The organism is Limnohabitans sp. (assembly GCF_044361985.1).
In the GTDB taxonomy this organism is placed as follows: domain Bacteria; phylum Pseudomonadota; class Gammaproteobacteria; order Burkholderiales; family Burkholderiaceae_C; genus Limnohabitans_A.
Map to the genome: position 1 here is coordinate 1 of NZ_JBIKHV010000004.1, position 14,857 is coordinate 14,857.

The following is a 14,857-nucleotide window of genomic DNA, read 5'->3' on the forward strand; positions in this document are numbered from 1 at the left end:
CGGCCCATGGCCAGCATTTGCTGCTCGCCACCGGACATGGTGCCCGCCAGCTGGTCCTTGCGTTCACGCAAACGCGGAAAGATGGTGAACATCTTCTCGATGTCATTGGCAATCTCTGCGGTGTCCGAACGGATGTAAGCACCCATCTGCAGGTTTTCGGTGATGGTCATCCGTGTGAACACACCACGGCCTTCAGGCACCATGGCCAGCCCTTGTTTGACCAGGTCCCAGGGGCCCTGGCCCTGGATGCTCTTGCCCATGTACTCGATGTCTCCCGCTTGCAGAGGCAAAGTGCCGGTGATGGCTTTCATGGTGGTGGTTTTGCCTGCACCGTTGGAGCCGATCAGCGACACCAGTTCGCCTTCGCGCACTTCGAGGCTCACGCCCTTGACTGCCTGGATGCCGCCGTAGCCAACTTGCAGATCTTTGACTTTCAAAAGGATGTCGGCCATCTCAGTGTCCTCCCGTGCCCAGATAGGCTTCAATCACTTTTTCGTTCTTCTGCACATCGGCAGGCGTGCCTTCGGCAATTTGCTTGCCGTAGTCGAGCACAGTCACACGGTCACACAAACCCATGACCAGCTTCACATCGTGCTCGATCAGCAAGATGGTCCGGTTGTCCTTGCGAATCTGGTCAATCAGTTCGCGCAGTTGCACTTTCTCAGTCGCATTCATCCCCGCAGCAGGTTCGTCCAGGGCGATCAATTGCGGATCGGTGGCCAGCGCACGTGCGATTTCCAGACGGCGCTGGTCACCATAGGACAAAGTACGGGCCTTGTAGTCGGCGTACTTGCCGATGCCCACATAGTCGAGCAACTCTTGCGCACGCTGGGCGATCGCGGCTTCTTCAGCCTTGAAACTCGGTGTGCGAAAAATCGCGCCCAGCAAACCCGAATGGGTGCGCACATGCCGGCCCACCATCACGTTTTCGAGGGCCGTCATTTCTGCAAAAAGTCGGATGTTCTGGAAAGTGCGGGCGATGCCCGCTTTGGCCACTTCGTGCACAGCCGTGGGCTGGTAGGGCTTGCCTGCCAGCTCAAAGCTGCCGCTGTCTGGGGTGTAAAGGCCCGTGATGACGTTGAAGAAAGTGGTTTTGCCCGCTCCGTTAGGACCGATCAAGCCATAAACCTGGCCCCGCTGGATGGTGATGCCCACATCAGAGAGGGCTTGCAGGCCGCCAAATTTTTTGGAGATGCCCCTGACGTTAAGAACGGTGTCTTGGTTGGATGATGGATTCAAGGTGGGCTCCTTCATTTCGTCGTGAGCGATTTGCCATGCTCAGGCGAAGGCCACAAGCCGCGAGGGCGCATCAACATGATCACGATCATGGCCAATGCCACCAACAGCTGGCGCATGATGGAGGCGTCCAGGCGTCCTCCGGTGATCTCCTGCAAAGGTCCGGCCACATACCGAAGCACCTCCGGCAAGGCGGACAACAGAATGGCGCCCAAAATGACACCTGGCAAATAGCCCAGACCACCCAACACCACCATGGCGATGATCATCACCGACTCCATCAGGCTGAAGGACTCGGGCGAGATGAAACCCTGGAAGCCAGCAAACATCGCGCCGGACACCCCCCCAAAAGTGGCCCCCATGCCAAACGCCAGAAGCTTGAGGTTCCGGGTGTTCAGGCCCATGGCCTTGGCCGCGATTTCGTCTTCACGGATCGCCATCCAGGCGCGACCAATGCGGGAAACTTCAAGTCGATGCGAAATCAAGATGGTGACCAGCACCAAGCTGAGAAACAGGTAGTAGTAGAGCGAGACCGAGGCAATTTCAAAATCACCGATCATCAGTTTCTTGCCCAGATTCAGGCCAAAAATGGAGATCGGATCGATCTGATCGAGACCCTTGGGACCGTTGGTGATGTTCACCGGGTGGTCCAGGTTGTTCATGAACACGCGGATGATTTCACCAAACCCCAAGGTGACGATGGCCAGATAGTCGCCTCGTAACTTGAGCGTGGGCGCTCCCAACAACATGCCGAACAAACCCGCCAGCGCGGCCCCCACAGGAACGATCAGCCAGATGGGCATGTGCATGCCAGAAGGAAACATGGCTGCAATCCACTCGAACGTATTGGTCAGGTGGGGTGACGACAGCAGGCCATACATATAAGCGCCCACTGCAAAGAAGGCGACGTAACCCAAGTCCAGCAAGCCGGCATAGCCCACCACGATGTTCAGACCAATGGCCAACAAGATGTAAAGCAAGGCCATATCGGCGATGCGCACCCAGGCGTTGCCAAAAATCTGAAGGACCAAGGGCAGGGCAATGAGGGCGGCCCCAATCAGAATGTATTGAAGTGTTTTGTTGTGTTTCATGGCTGTTTCACCTCCATCAAGCGCGATCGGCCACACGTTCACCCATGAGGCCCGAAGGGCGCAGGGTCAACACGATGATCAACACAATGAACGCAAAAATGTCGGTGTAGTGACTGCCCAGCACACCGCCCGTCAGTTGCCCGATGTAGCCCGAACCAATGGCTTCGATCAGACCCAGCAAAATGCCGCCAATGACCGCACCTGACAAATTGCCGATGCCGCCAAAAACCGCCGCAGTAAAGGCCTTCAGGCCAGGTAAAAAGCCCATGGCATGTTGCGCTGTGCCGTAGTTGGAAGCGTACATCACGCCCGCAATGGCCGCCAGGATGGCACCAATCACAAAGGTGGCAGAAATCACCATATCGGGCTTCACACCCATCAAGCCTGCTACGCGCGGATTCTCAGCGGTGGCACGCATGGCACGGCCCAAACGTGTGTAGTTGACCAACCACATCAAGATCGCCAAGGAAACGGCTGTCACAGCCAAAATCATGATCTGTGTGGGCGTGATGACCACACCGCCCATGTTGATGGGCGTGCTCGACAGCAATGTGGGATAAGCCTTGTAGTTGGGCTTCCAGATGATCATGGCCAGCGTCTGAAGCAAGATACTCACACCAATGGCCGTGATAAGAGGGGCCAGCTTGGGGCTGTTGCGCAATGGCCTGTAGGCAATTTTTTCTATCGAAAAATTCAGAATGACGGCCACCACGCAGGCGATCAGGGTGGCCAAGATCAGGATGATCCAGCCCGGCGCACCGGGCATGGCGTCTCGCATCATGCCGATGGCTGTCCAGCTTGTGAGAGCCCCCACCATGAGCACTTCTCCGTGCGCAAAGTTGATCAGGTTGATGATGCCGTAGACCATGGTGTAGCCCAGGGCCACCAAGGCGTACATGCTGCCCATGACCAGGCCGTTGATGACCTGCTGCAAGAAGACGTCCATATATTTCTCCGTGTTTTGACCTGCTCTTAGCGGGTCTTGGCGTCGGTTGTTGTTGTCACACCGGGAATCACCTTGTGAGTTTGTCCCGATCACTAGCAAAAAACCCGCCAGAAAAGCGCAGTGTCTGGCGGGGTGGCCGGATTGTAGTGAAAGAAAGTGCCCTGTCCCGTTTGAATAAGCTCAGGACTTACCCTGTGGATGAATTTCGTTTTCGCAGTTCTAACAGTCTGTTCGCAATTTTTATTTCCAGACCCCTTTGCACCGGCCTGTAAAAGCCGGGTTCGGCCATGCCATCGGGCAAGTAGCGCTCCCCCGCAGCAAAGCCATCTTCTTCATCGTGGGCATAGCGGTAGCCTTTGCCGTAGTCCAGGTCTTTCATCAACCGGGTCGGGGCATTGCGCAGGTGCATCGGCACAGGGCGAGTGCCGTCTTTTTTGACAAAGGCCTTGGCCTCGTTGAAAGCCTTGTAGGCTGCATTCGATTTGGGCGCCATCGCCAGGTAGATGACGCACTGCGCCAAAGTCAACTCGCCCTCGGGACTGCCCAGGCGCTCATAGACATCAGCGGCATCGAGGGCCATGCGCAAAGCACGCGGATCGGCCAGGCCCACATCTTCACTCGCCATTCGGATCAACCTGCGCGCGAGGTAACGCGGGTCTGCACCACCATCGAGCATGCGGACGAACCAATACAGCGCGGCATCTGGGTCAGAACCCCGTACGGACTTGTGCAAGGCGCTGATGGTGTCGTAGAACTGCTCTCCGCCTTTGTCGTAGCGGCGCATGCGTTCGCCCAGCACACGCATCAGCCAAGCGTCGGTCACGGGGTCGACGCCCTCTTGCTTGGCCGCCATCGACAAAGTTTCCAGCGTGTTGAGCAAGCGCCTGGCGTCACCATCGGCATAAGCCAGCAAGCGTGCCAAAGCCTCCGGCTCTAGGTCAGGAATCGCGTTGATGGCGCGCACACGAAGCACGATGTTTTGCAAGTCTTCTTCAGACAAAGGCTGCAGCACATACACAGCAGCCCGCGAGAGCAAGGCCGAGTTGACTTCGAAAGAGGGGTTTTCCGTGGTGGCGCCGATGAAAGTGAACAAGCCACTTTCCACATGCGGCAAAAATGCGTCCTGTTGACTTTTATTGAAGCGGTGCACCTCGTCCACAAACATGATGGTGCGCTGAGGGTGCAACCCGGTGCGCACGGCCTCGGCTTTGTCGACGGCCTCACGGATGTCTTTAACGCCACCCAGCACCGCGCTGATGCTCAGAAATTGGGCATCAAAGGCATCTGCCATCAAGCGGGCGATGGTGGTTTTGCCTACGCCTGGAGGACCCCACAAAATGCAGCTGTGCGGCTGACCCGACTCAAACGCCAGGCGCAAAGCCATGCCCTCGCCCAATAAATGCTGCTGGCCAAACACCTCTCCCAGGTGTCGCGGGCGCAAGCGCTCAGCCAAGGGGGCATGGGGCGACAAGTTAACCGCTTTCATCCAACCCTTTCGTGCTTCAGGGCCTGATCACATCAACGCCCGCTGGGGCCTTGAACAAAAATGTGCCTGCGGGTAAAACCGGGTTGATTTCAAAGGCCGAAAACGTCAGCACCGAACGCTGTCCCAGGCTGTCCTGCACGTCCAGCACGGCCAGTTCGGGTCCTGCGGCGGTAGCTCGCAAGCCCACCAACACCGAGCGAATTTGTCCGTCTGGCGATTGTGGTGTGGCACGTACCCACTGCAACCCATCCCGCTCGGGCTCTGGCGCGAATTGGAAATCGGCTTTCAGGGCCTGTAAGTCAGCGGCTGCCGTCAACAAGGCAGCCGGGGTTGAACCCAGCACCAGAGATTGCTTGCGTGCCGTGACTTGGTTCAGCTCCACATCGTGCAACCAAAGGGTCTGACCATCGGCAACCAAGGTTTGCACAAAAGGCTTGCGGTAATCAAAACGGAATTTTCCAGGCCGATGAAACTCAAAACTGCCACTCGATGTTTTAGCCCGAGGCGTCTGCCCAGCGCGGCTGGGCGAAGTGACGACCTGGACGAACTGCGCACGCCCACTGCGGGCCTGCTTCATGAACTGCGCCAACAGGTCCAGTCCATCGGCTTGCACCGGAACCATAAAGACCAAAGCCCCACAAACCAAAAAGCACCTGCCCAGAAATGCCATCGCGGTGCGACGCACGCAGAAAATTAAATGCATAGTGGTCACTCGGCCCTTGCAGGGACCAGAATTTCTCGTTGGCCGCTGCCGCTCATGCTACTGACCAAGCCGGCTTTTTCCATGTCCTCTACCAAGCGGGCTGCGCGGTTGTAGCCGATCTTGAGGTGTCGCTGCACCAGTGAAATACTGGCTTTTCGGTTTTTCAGGACCACTTCAACTGCTTGGTCATACATCGGGTCTTTTTCATCATTTTCGCCCTCGCCGAGCATGCCGCCATCGTCGTCCGCTGTGCCGCCTTGCAACACGCCCTCGATGTAATCGGGCTCGCCCTGGCTTTTGAGGTAACTCACCACCCGATGCACTTCTTCGTCGCTCACAAAAGCGCCGTGCACACGGATCGGAAAACCTGTCCCAGAGGGCATGTACAGCATGTCACCCATGCCCAGCAGGGCTTCGGCCCCCATCTGGTCCAGGATGGTGCGGCTGTCGATCTTGCTGGACACCTGGAACGCGATCCGGGTCGGAATATTGGCCTTGATCAGACCCGTGATCACGTCCACGCTGGGACGCTGGGTGGCCAAAATCAAGTGAATGCCCGCAGCACGGGCTTTTTGGGCCAATCGGGCAATCAACTCTTCGATTTTCTTGCCCACCACCATCATCAAATCGGCCAGCTCGTCGATCACCACCACGATGTGCGGCAAACGCTTGAGCGGCTCAGGATCATCAGGCGTCAGGCTGAAGGGGTTGTAAATGAACTCTTCACGGGCTGTGGCTTCGTCGATCTTGACGTTGTAGCCCGCCAGATTGCGCACGCCCATTTTGCTCATCAGCTTGTAGCGTTTTTCCATCTCGGCCACACACCAGTTCAGACCGTTTGCAGCCTGCCGCATGTCGGTGACCACCGGGGCCAGCAGATGTGGAATACCTTCATAGACTGACATCTCCAGCATCTTGGGGTCGATCATCAGCAAGCGCACATCACGTGCCTCGGCCTTGTAGAGCAGCGACAAAATCATGGCGTTGATACCCACCGATTTGCCCGAGCCGGTGGTACCAGCCACCAGCACGTGTGGCATCTTGGCCAGATCGGCTACCACCGGGTTGCCGATGATGTCTTTGCCCAGACCCATGGTCAGCATGGACTTGGCTTCGTGGTAAGTCTGCGATCCCAAAATTTCGCTCAATTTGATCGACTGTCGCTTGGCATTGGGCAACTCCAACGCCATGAAGTTTTTACCGGGTATCGTTTCAATGACACGGATGGACACCAGACTCAGCGAACGTGCCAGGTCTTTGGCCAGATTGACCACCTGTGATCCTTTGACACCTGTGGCAGGCTCGATTTCGTAGCGTGTGATCACCGGGCCTGGGGCTGCTGCCACCACACGCACCTCGACCCCAAAGTCCTTGAGTTTTTTCTCGATCAACCTGCTGGTCATCTCCAGCGTTTCAGGAGACACCGTCTCTTGACGGGTCGAAACGCTGTCCAACAAATCCACCTGTGGAAGTTTGCTGTCTGGCAGCTCAGTGAACAATGGTTTTTGGCGCTCCTTGACCACCCGATCACTGCGCGGCACGTTCATGACCGCCGGCTCAATCACCATCGGTGTTGCGTGAGGCATGGGCAAAGGCACTGGCTCCAAATCAAGCTGCCCATCGGGTGCCAGGGGCAAATGGTCCATGTCCCATTGAGGTTCGATGGCTTGCATGGGCATGGATTTTTCACGTTCACGCAAAGCTTTTTGGCCCAATGCCAGATCTTCCTGGATTTCACGCTTCACATGGCGGGACTGAATCAGACCATCAATGCGGGCTCCGACAGACTCGGCCAACTGGCCCCATGAAAAGCGAAAGACCATGGCTGCCCCCGCCACCACCAGCGCGATGCCGATCAATGCCGCGCCGGTAAAGCCAAACCATTGCACACTGATTGCGCCCACCCAATACCCCATCACGCCACCACTGTGCCCTGGCAGATGTGCCTCCAGGCGGTACAAACGGGCCCATTCAATGCTCGCACTGGCTGCCACCAAGACCACCAAGCCAAGCCAAAAAATCCAACGGTTATGCCGCCAGTCATCCGCTGAAGGAAACTCGACGTCATCCGAAGGGCCGCGCATCCAGCGGGCCAAGCCCACCAGCCAGGCACGGGCAGCGGCAGCCAGACACCACCAGGCGGAATAGCCAAACGCAAAATAAGCCAGATCCGCCAACCAGGCCCCTGCAGGGCCAATCCAATTGCGTACACCTTGCCCGCTGCCAGAGGTGGACCAAGCGGGATCGGCAGCTTGATAACTGAGCAAGGCCAAAAGGCACAGCAAGAGTAAGGCGCCCCCCATCAGCAAGCCGATTTCTTGTGCAAATCGCGCCCAGAAAGACTGTGGTGCATCCAGCGCCTTGGCCTGGACCGCAGGGTTGGTCAATGTGTGCAGTGAATAGGTCATAAATTAGCCCTCAAGCTTACCCGATCAAGCAGCCATTGCGGCATTGCTCACCCCTTGCTGAGACCCTGACAACATCTTGCCTTTGGGGGTTTCTTACAATCACACCCACCAACACGCTACCTGCCTTTCGTCTTTAACCCAACTGCATAACCCGATTGCCAACATGTCTGCCACTACCAAACACGCCCAAGTCTTGATCCTCGGCTCCGGCCCTGCTGGCTACACCGCCGCTGTGTACGCGGCCCGCGCCAACTTGAAACCACTGCTGATCACAGGCATGGCCCAAGGTGGTCAGCTCATGACCACCACCGAAGTGGACAACTGGCCAGCTGACGTTCATGGCGTGCAGGGCCCGGAATTGATGCAACGCTTTCAGGAACACGCCGAGCGCTTCAACACCGAAATCGTGTTCGACCACATCCATACCGTCAAGCTCGACCAACGCCCCTTCACCCTGATCGGTGACAGCGGCACTTACACCTGCGACTCGCTGATCATTGCCACGGGGGCTTCGGCCAAATACCTGGGACTGCCCTCTGAAACAGCCTTCATGGGCCGGGGCGTCAGCGGCTGCGCCACTTGCGACGGTTTCTTTTACCGAGACCAGCTTTGCTGCGTGGTCGGCGGCGGCAATACCGCTGTCGAAGAAGCCTTGTACCTGTCCAATATTGCCAGCAAGGTCTACTTGATCCACCGCCGTGACAAATTCAAGGCCGAGCCCATCCTGGTGGACAAGCTGATGGAAAAAGTCGCCGCAGGCAAGATTGAGCTCAAGACCTTCCAGACCCTGGAAGAAGTGCTCGGTGATACCTCGGGCGTGACGGGTGTACGCCTGAAGAGCACCGCGGACGGCAGCCTGCAGGACATTGAACTCAAGGGCTGCTTCATTGCCATTGGTCACTCCCCCAACACCGACATCTTCCAGGGGCAGCTGAGCTTGGAAAACAACTACATCGTGACCCAAAGCGGCCTGAAGGGCTTTGCAACCCAAACTTCTGTGCCCGGTGTGTTTGCCGCTGGCGATGTACAGGACCACGTCTACCGCCAAGCCATCACCAGCGCAGGCACTGGCTGCATGGCCGCACTGGACGCTCAGCGCTTTCTGGAACAGAACAACGGTTGACGACGATACGCCAGGGGGCGATGCACAAGTAACCAGAACTCGACAACGAACCCCAGCAAAGTCCGTGTGGGTGCCTGCCGGGGTGATGTGGCAAAGCGAAGCGCATGTGAACCCCGGCACGCGCCCACACCACCGCACCACCGTGGGTCAAGCTCCTCCCCATTTGTCAAAAACGGAAAGCTTAAGCGTCAAAAGCCCAGCTTTCTGGCTATAATCCAAGGCTTTGCTGCTTTGACCTGGGCTTTTCACCCAGTCTATTGAATGCAGTGATTTGGGATACCGCCACCCATCTTGGCGAGGTGAGGCTGGAGCGCCAGGCCCCATGCAAGTCTGCATGAGACCCATCGGCACCAGCTGTTTAAAAGTATCGGAGTGTCCTCATGGCACGCGTTTGCGAAGTAACGGGCAAAGGCCCAATGACGGGAAACAATGTTTCCCATGCCAACAATAAAACCAAGCGCCGGTTCTTGCCGAACCTGCAATACCGTCGTTTCTGGGTTGAAACAGAAAACCGTTGGGTGCGTCTGCGCGTTTCCAGCGCCGCTCTGCGCCTGATCGACAAAAATGGCATTGATGCCGTTCTCGCAGACCTGCGCGAACGTGGCCAAGCCTAAACCCAGAACATTAGGAGTCATACACCATGGCAACCAAAGGCGGACGCGAAAAAATCAAGCTGGAATCCACAGCTGGCACTGGTCACTTCTACACGACCAGCAAAAACAAGAAAACAATGCCCGAGAAAATGTCGATCATGAAGTTCGACCCCAAAGCTCGCAAGCACGTTGAGTACAAGGAAATCAAGCTGAAGTAATTCAGTCTGAACTTGGCATTCCAAAAAACCCGCTGTGTCCACAGCGGGTTTTTTTTGGCCCAGCGCAGCCACCCGGCAGACACTTTTTTCAGGCCCCATCGCCCAAATGTAAACAGGGCCCGAAGGCCCTGTCTGTCTGAACGCTGTGAAAGAGCGCTTGAGCGTCAGGCGACTTGGCGAACAGCACGCAGCTTCACCGAGAAGTCGCGCAAAGCAGCGATTCCACTTTCCTCGGCACGGCGGCACCAAGCCTGCAGATCAGCCGCCAGTTGCTCACGCGAGTGCGAGGTGTTGAGCCAGATCTGACTGAGTTCTTCACGCATTTGTACCATTTTGTCGAGCACTGGGCTGGCTGCTCGGGCTTGCCTGAGCTGCGCTTGGGCCGAAGCAGGAACCTTGGCGCTGTCACGATGCAACCAGCGCTGCGCCGCCTGCAATGCATTCGCATCCAGCTTGAGCTTGCTGGCTTCTTGCTGCATCACGGTGCGCACATTGCGGGCATACCCAGCCATGACTTCGTAGCGGTTGGCAATCAAGGCCTCAAGCGTCTTCTCATCAGCCACCGGACGGATATCACCGTATGCCAGACGGGGCGGGGTTTTCTTAACAGTAGCCAGCCCCATGGTTTCAAGAATCCGGATGTACAACCAGCCGATGTCGAATTCGTACGGTTTGACCGAAAGCTTGGCCGATGTGGGGTAAGTGTGGTGGTTGTTGTGCAGCTCTTCGCCACCAATCAGGATGCCCCAAGGAGACACGTTGGTGCTGGCGTCATGCGCCTCAAAATTACGATACCCCCAATAGTGCCCAGCACCGTTGATGATGCCTGCGGCCGTGATCGGGATCCAGGCCATCTGAACAGCCCAGACGGTCAGGCCCAAAAATCCGAACAAAGCCACATCAATGATCAGCATCAGGGCAACGCCTTGCCACGAAAAACGGGTGTAAAGGTTGCGTTCCAGCCAATCGTCTGGCGTGCCATGTCCAAAGCGCTTCAGCGTCTCTTGGTTCTTCGATTCCTTGCGGTAAAGCTCGGCACCGGTCAACAACACAGTTTTGATGCCGTACACATGCGGGCTGTGAGGATCTTCAGCTTGCTCACATTTGGCATGGTGCTTGCGGTGAATGGCCGCCCACTCTTTGGTCACCTGGCCCGTGGTCAGCCAGAGCCAAAAACGGAAAAAGTGTGAAGGAATCGCGTGCAAATCCAAGGCACGGTGCGCTTGGTGACGGTGCAGAAAAATGGTCACGCTGGCGATGGTGATGTGGGTCAGGCCCAAGGTGATCAACAGCATTTGCCACCAGGCAAGGTCGAACAGGCCATGGCCCATCCACTGAATCACGGCATCCAAAAAGGCCCAATCAGGCAATAACATGCGTTTGTCTTTCTACTGACGCCTGATTTCAGGCAATTCGTCAATTTTAAGTTTATCGCCATCTAAAAGACAGCAATTTCGACCGAATCCAAAGGAAATGAAGCAGAAAATTTACTTTCTGACCCATGCTGCGGCAAAAAAACCGTCCGTTGCATGGCGATGAGGCCACAACCTCAGGAACGTACCACCAGGCGCGGCATCGGGCTTGGCATCGCCCGATGGCGCAGGTGTGCACAAACTGGCGGCGTCCACCACCTTCAGCCGCTCCAGTTCCTCGGCCACATTCAAGGGAACAAAGTCGGGGTTGGCGGCGCCAAAGGCTTGCGCGATCTGCTCATTTTCTTCCGGCAATACGCTGCAAGTGGCGTAGACCAAGCGACCGCCGGACTTGACCAGCCGGGAGGCGCTTTGCAAGATAGCAGTTTGCTTTTCGGTCAACTCTTGAACAGCTTGGGGCTTTTGGCGCCATTTCAAGTCGGGGTTGCGTCGCAAGGTGCCCAAGCCCGAGCAAGGGGCATCGACCAGCACACGGTCGATCTTGCCCGCCAGACGCTTGACGCGGTCATCGCGTTCATGCGCGATGGCCGCCGGATGCACGTTGGACAAGCCGCTGCGGGCCAGGCGGGGTTTCAGCGCATCCAGGCGATGGCCAGACACATCAAAAGCGTACAGGCGCCCGGTGCTGCGCATGGACGCGCCCAAAGCCAGCGTTTTACCGCCAGCGCCCGCACAAAAATCCACCACCATTTCACCCCGATGTGCATCCACCAGCAAAGCCAACAATTGAGAGCCTTCGTCTTGCACTTCGATGGCGCCGCGGGTGAAGGCCTCGGTGCGCTGCAAGGCAGGCTTGGTCTCTAGCCGCAAACCCCAAGGCGAGTAAGGCGTGGGTTTGGATGCGATGCCTGCTTGTGCCAACTCTTTTTGAATCTCGCTGCGTTTGGATTGCAGCATGTTGACCCGCAGGTCCAGTGGCGCCGGTTGTTGCAGGTTCTCGGCCAATGCCCAGAAATCTTCTCCCAACTGGGCTTGCAGGGCTTGCGCCATCCACTCGGGCAGATTGTGGCGGTGCGGGGCCATCAGGGCATCGGCAGGTATGGCATCGCAACTGGCAAGCCATTTTTTTTCTGTCTCGTTGAGTGCGACAGCCAAAAAGTCGCGTGGGCCGAAAAACCCCAAAATCGCCAGCTTGCGTTCTTTGGAGCCTGTGCCCGAGCGGGCCAACTGCTCAAACAGCAGTTTTTTGCGCAACACGGCAAAAGCCGTTTCAGCCAAGGTGGCACGCTCACGGGGGCCAAGGGCACGGTGTTCGCGAAAATAGCGCGACACCACGGAGTCAGCAGGATGTTCAAATTGGAGGCACAGCCTGACCAGATCGGCACAGGCGTCTAAAAGGGCTTTTGGATGCATGGTGCCTATTGTCCCATCCCAGCCCTTACAGAATTAACCCTACCCGAGAAAGCGCCCATGTCCGAGCCAATGCCACCATTCATCGAAACACCCAAAGGCCTTTACCGCCATTACAAAGGCGGCCTGTACCGAGTATTGGGCACGGTGCGACACAGCGAAGACCTGCAGCCCATGACCTTGTACCAAGCCCTTTATGGCGAGCAGGGCCAGTGGGTTCGGCCCGCCGCCATGTTTGCGGATGTGGCCGAATTCAACGGCAAGTTGCAAGCCCGATTTGAACGGATCGGTGATTGAAAGTGCCCACCGACAGGCACGTTTAGGCCCGGCTTGAGTCTATGGAGCGTAAAAAATGGGCCACAGCACGTGGATAAATGAGGTGTTCTTGCGTGAGCACCCGAGCCGCCAGGTCGTTGGCCGTGTCCCCGGACAAGATGGGCACCACCGCCTGAGCCAAAATGCCGCCATGGTCCAACTGGGGGGTGACTTGGTGCACCGTGGCGCCGGCAAACTGGCAACCTGCATCGATGGCCCGCTGGTGCGTGTCAAGCCCCGGGAATGCGGGCAGCAGGGACGGGTGGATATTGAGCAGACGCCCCGCGTAATGCGCCACAAAAGCAGGCGTGAGGATGCGCATGAAGCCGGCCAACGCTACCAAATCCGGGGAAAACCGGTCGATTTCAGCGATCAAGGCGGCATCGAATGCTTCGCGACTGTCGAAAGCCTTGTGGTCCAGCACACCCGTGGCAAGGCCATGGGCTTGGGCCACACGCAAGCCCTGGGCATCGGCCCTGTTGCTCAAAACGGCCACCACGCGGGCGTTCAATCGTTCGGCCCAATGGTCTTGCTCGGCAGCGTGCGCGATGGCCGCCATGTTCGAGCCCGAGCCGGAAATTAAAATGACAATGTTTTTCATGCAGGGCTGAATTATCCCCGCACACTGGCGACAAACTGGCTTTTGTCACCCCAAGGACAGGCTGCCTCGCAAGCCGCATGATAAAAAGCACGACCGTTTGTTTTTGATGGCGCTGCCTCCAACCGACACCCCACCACCCCACCGGAGAAAGTTCCCCATGGATTTGGCATTCACCCCCGAAGAGCTCGCATTCCGCGACGAGATTCGCACCTGGGTCAAGGACAACTTGCCTTCAGACCTGGCCCGTAAAGTGCACAGCGCCATGCGCCTGACACGCGAAGACATGCAGCGCTGGGCAAAAATATTGGGCAAAAAAGGCTGGCTGGGCTGGGGTTGGCCCAGCCAATTTGGCGGTCCGGGCTGGACGGCCATTCAAAAACACCTGTTTGAAGAAGAGTGCGCTCTGGCTGGTGCACCCCGCGTTGTTCCTTTTGGCCCCGTGATGGTGGCGCCCGTGATCATGGCTTTCGGCAATGCCGAGCAACAAAAACGCTTTTTGCCCGGCATCGCCAGCGGCGAAGTCTGGTGGAGCCAGGGTTACAGTGAGCCGGGCTCAGGCTCGGACCTCGCATCGCTGAAAACCCGCGCTGAACGCGTGGGTGACAAATACATCGTGAACGGCCAGAAAACCTGGACCACCCTGGGTCAATATGGTGAATGGATCTTCTGCCTAGTGCGAACCAGCAACGAAGGCAAGCCACAAACCGGCATCTCCTTTTTGCTGATCGACATGAAGACGCCCGGCATCACTGTGCGACCCATCAAACTGCTGGACGGCGAGTGCGAAGTCAACGAAGTCTGGTTTGACAACGTCGAGGTGCCTGCAGAAAACCTGGTGGGCGAAGAAAACAAGGGCTGGAACTACGCCAAGCACCTGCTGGCGCACGAGCGCACCAATATTGCCGACGTGAACCGGGCCAAGCGCGAGCTCGAGCGCTTGAAGCGCATCGCCAAGGCCGAAGGGGTTTACGACGACCCGCGCTTTCGCGACGAAATCGCCAAGCTCGAAGTCGACATCGTGGCCCTCGAAATGCTGGTGCTGCGGGTGCTGTCGGCCGAGAAGTCGGGCAAAAATTCGCTGGACATCGCAGGCCTGCTGAAGATCAGGGGCAGTGAAATCCAGCAGCGCTACAGCGAGCTGATGATGCTGGCTGCTGGCCCCTTTAGCCTGCCCTGCATTTTTGAAGCCATGGAATCAGGATGGCAAGGTGATTTCCCTGGCGGTGTGCTGGCCAATGCACCACTGGCTGCCAACTACTTCAACATGCGCAAGACCACCATTTATGGCGGCAGCAATGAAGTGCAACGCAACATCGTCGCGCAAACCGTGCTCGGCTGACCCGAAAGGATTTCA

Annotated in this window: 15 protein-coding genes; 5 read left to right on the plus strand and 10 right to left on the minus strand. The window is 57.3% G+C overall.

Annotation, left to right across the window (positions count from 1 at the left end; translation table 11 throughout):
* From ACIQ3A_RS01475 to ACIQ3A_RS01505, 7 genes are all read right to left on the minus strand, one after another.
* Positions 1-452 (minus strand): ABC transporter ATP-binding protein (locus ACIQ3A_RS01475; protein ID WP_396429983.1); only part of this gene is annotated, 452 nt, incomplete at its 3' end.
* A gap of 1 nt (position 453) precedes the next feature.
* Complete coding sequence (locus ACIQ3A_RS01480; protein WP_396429984.1) at positions 454-1,239, minus strand: ABC transporter ATP-binding protein; 786 nt, start codon at positions 1,237-1,239, stop codon at positions 454-456.
* Between the two features lie 11 nt (positions 1,240-1,250).
* Complete coding sequence (locus ACIQ3A_RS01485; RefSeq protein WP_396429985.1) at positions 1,251-2,327, minus strand: ABC transporter ATP-binding protein; 1,077 nt, start codon at positions 2,325-2,327, stop codon at positions 1,251-1,253.
* A 16-nt stretch (positions 2,328-2,343) separates the two neighbouring features.
* Positions 2,344-3,273, minus strand: a complete 930-nt coding sequence (locus tag ACIQ3A_RS01490; protein ID WP_396429986.1) for a branched-chain amino acid ABC transporter permease — start codon at positions 3,271-3,273, stop codon at positions 2,344-2,346.
* A 187-nt stretch (positions 3,274-3,460) separates the two neighbouring features.
* A complete protein-coding gene (locus ACIQ3A_RS01495; protein ID WP_396429987.1) occupies positions 3,461-4,759 on the minus strand; it encodes a replication-associated recombination protein A in 1,299 nt (432 codons plus the stop codon).
* A 16-nt stretch (positions 4,760-4,775) separates the two neighbouring features.
* Positions 4,776-5,381: an outer membrane lipoprotein carrier protein LolA gene (locus ACIQ3A_RS01500; RefSeq protein WP_396430054.1), complete on the minus strand. Its 606-nt coding sequence runs from the start codon at positions 5,379-5,381 to the stop codon at positions 4,776-4,778.
* 86 nt (positions 5,382-5,467) lie between these two features.
* Entirely contained in the window at positions 5,468-7,870 is a 2,403-nt protein-coding gene (locus tag ACIQ3A_RS01505; RefSeq protein ID WP_396429988.1) for a DNA translocase FtsK, read from the minus strand.
* Between the two features lie 163 nt (positions 7,871-8,033).
* Here ACIQ3A_RS01505 and trxB point away from each other — a divergent pair, with 163 nt between their 5' ends.
* The 3 genes from trxB to rpmG all read left to right on the plus strand — a co-directional run bounded on the left by trxB (position 8,034) and on the right by rpmG (position 9,804).
* On the plus strand, positions 8,034-8,993 hold the full coding sequence (gene trxB, locus ACIQ3A_RS01510) for a thioredoxin-disulfide reductase (RefSeq protein ID WP_396429989.1): 960 nt from the start codon (positions 8,034-8,036) through the stop codon (positions 8,991-8,993).
* A 380-nt stretch (positions 8,994-9,373) separates the two neighbouring features.
* Complete coding sequence (gene rpmB, locus ACIQ3A_RS01515) at positions 9,374-9,607, plus strand: 50S ribosomal protein L28 (protein ID WP_108405578.1); 234 nt, start codon at positions 9,374-9,376, stop codon at positions 9,605-9,607.
* Positions 9,608-9,633: 26 nt separating this feature from the next.
* Positions 9,634-9,804, plus strand: coding sequence for a 50S ribosomal protein L33 (gene rpmG, locus ACIQ3A_RS01520; protein WP_006298735.1), 171 nt, complete (start codon positions 9,634-9,636; stop codon positions 9,802-9,804).
* A 164-nt stretch (positions 9,805-9,968) separates the two neighbouring features.
* Here the strand turns inward: rpmG and ACIQ3A_RS01525 are convergent, their stop codons facing one another.
* Both ACIQ3A_RS01525 and ACIQ3A_RS01530 read right to left on the minus strand, forming a co-directional pair.
* Positions 9,969-11,180 carry a fatty acid desaturase gene (locus tag ACIQ3A_RS01525; protein ID WP_396429990.1) on the minus strand — a complete coding sequence of 404 codons (1,212 nt, stop codon included), beginning with the start codon at positions 11,178-11,180 and terminating at the stop codon, positions 9,969-9,971.
* Positions 11,181-11,291: 111 nt separating this feature from the next.
* Positions 11,292-12,590, minus strand: coding sequence for an RsmB/NOP family class I SAM-dependent RNA methyltransferase (locus ACIQ3A_RS01530; protein WP_396429991.1), 1,299 nt, complete (start codon positions 12,588-12,590; stop codon positions 11,292-11,294).
* Positions 12,591-12,647: 57 nt separating this feature from the next.
* On the opposite strand from ACIQ3A_RS01530, the gene ACIQ3A_RS01535 reads away from it, so the two are divergent.
* Positions 12,648-12,884, plus strand: coding sequence for a DUF1653 domain-containing protein (locus tag ACIQ3A_RS01535; RefSeq protein ID WP_396429992.1), 237 nt, complete (start codon positions 12,648-12,650; stop codon positions 12,882-12,884).
* Positions 12,885-12,906: 22 nt separating this feature from the next.
* Here the strand turns inward: ACIQ3A_RS01535 and purN are convergent, their stop codons facing one another.
* Complete coding sequence (purN, locus tag ACIQ3A_RS01540) at positions 12,907-13,503, minus strand: phosphoribosylglycinamide formyltransferase (RefSeq protein ID WP_396429993.1); 597 nt, start codon at positions 13,501-13,503, stop codon at positions 12,907-12,909.
* Between the two features lie 157 nt (positions 13,504-13,660).
* Between purN and ACIQ3A_RS01545 the strand changes: the two genes are divergently transcribed.
* Complete coding sequence (locus tag ACIQ3A_RS01545) at positions 13,661-14,842, plus strand: acyl-CoA dehydrogenase family protein (protein WP_396429994.1); 1,182 nt, start codon at positions 13,661-13,663, stop codon at positions 14,840-14,842.
* The last annotated feature ends 15 nt before the right edge of the window (positions 14,843-14,857 follow it).

Excerpts from the sequence above, each read along its gene's own strand:
- ACIQ3A_RS01485 (WP_396429985.1), bottom strand. The coding sequence starts at position 2,327 with ATGAAACACAACAAAACACTTCAATACATTCTGATTGGGGCCGCCCTC.
- ACIQ3A_RS01490 (WP_396429986.1), bottom strand. The coding sequence starts at position 3,273 with ATGGACGTCTTCTTGCAGCAGGTCATCAACGGCCTGGTCATGGGCAGC.
- ACIQ3A_RS01495 (WP_396429987.1), bottom strand. The coding sequence starts at position 4,759 with ATGAAAGCGGTTAACTTGTCGCCCCATGCCCCCTTGGCTGAGCGCTTG.
- ACIQ3A_RS01500 (WP_396430054.1), bottom strand. The coding sequence starts at position 5,381 with ATGGTTCCGGTGCAAGCCGATGGACTGGACCTGTTGGCGCAGTTCATG.
- ACIQ3A_RS01505 (WP_396429988.1), bottom strand. The coding sequence starts at position 7,870 with ATGACCTATTCACTGCACACATTGACCAACCCTGCGGTCCAGGCCAAG.
- trxB (WP_396429989.1), top strand. The coding sequence starts at position 8,034 with ATGTCTGCCACTACCAAACACGCCCAAGTCTTGATCCTCGGCTCCGGC.
- rpmB (WP_108405578.1), top strand. The coding sequence starts at position 9,374 with ATGGCACGCGTTTGCGAAGTAACGGGCAAAGGCCCAATGACGGGAAAC.
- rpmG (WP_006298735.1), top strand. The coding sequence starts at position 9,634 with ATGGCAACCAAAGGCGGACGCGAAAAAATCAAGCTGGAATCCACAGCT.
- ACIQ3A_RS01525 (WP_396429990.1), bottom strand. The coding sequence starts at position 11,180 with ATGTTATTGCCTGATTGGGCCTTTTTGGATGCCGTGATTCAGTGGATG.
- ACIQ3A_RS01530 (WP_396429991.1), bottom strand. The coding sequence starts at position 12,590 with ATGCATCCAAAAGCCCTTTTAGACGCCTGTGCCGATCTGGTCAGGCTG.
- ACIQ3A_RS01535 (WP_396429992.1), top strand. The coding sequence starts at position 12,648 with ATGTCCGAGCCAATGCCACCATTCATCGAAACACCCAAAGGCCTTTAC.
- purN (WP_396429993.1), bottom strand. The coding sequence starts at position 13,503 with ATGAAAAACATTGTCATTTTAATTTCCGGCTCGGGCTCGAACATGGCG.
- ACIQ3A_RS01545 (WP_396429994.1), top strand. The coding sequence starts at position 13,661 with ATGGATTTGGCATTCACCCCCGAAGAGCTCGCATTCCGCGACGAGATT.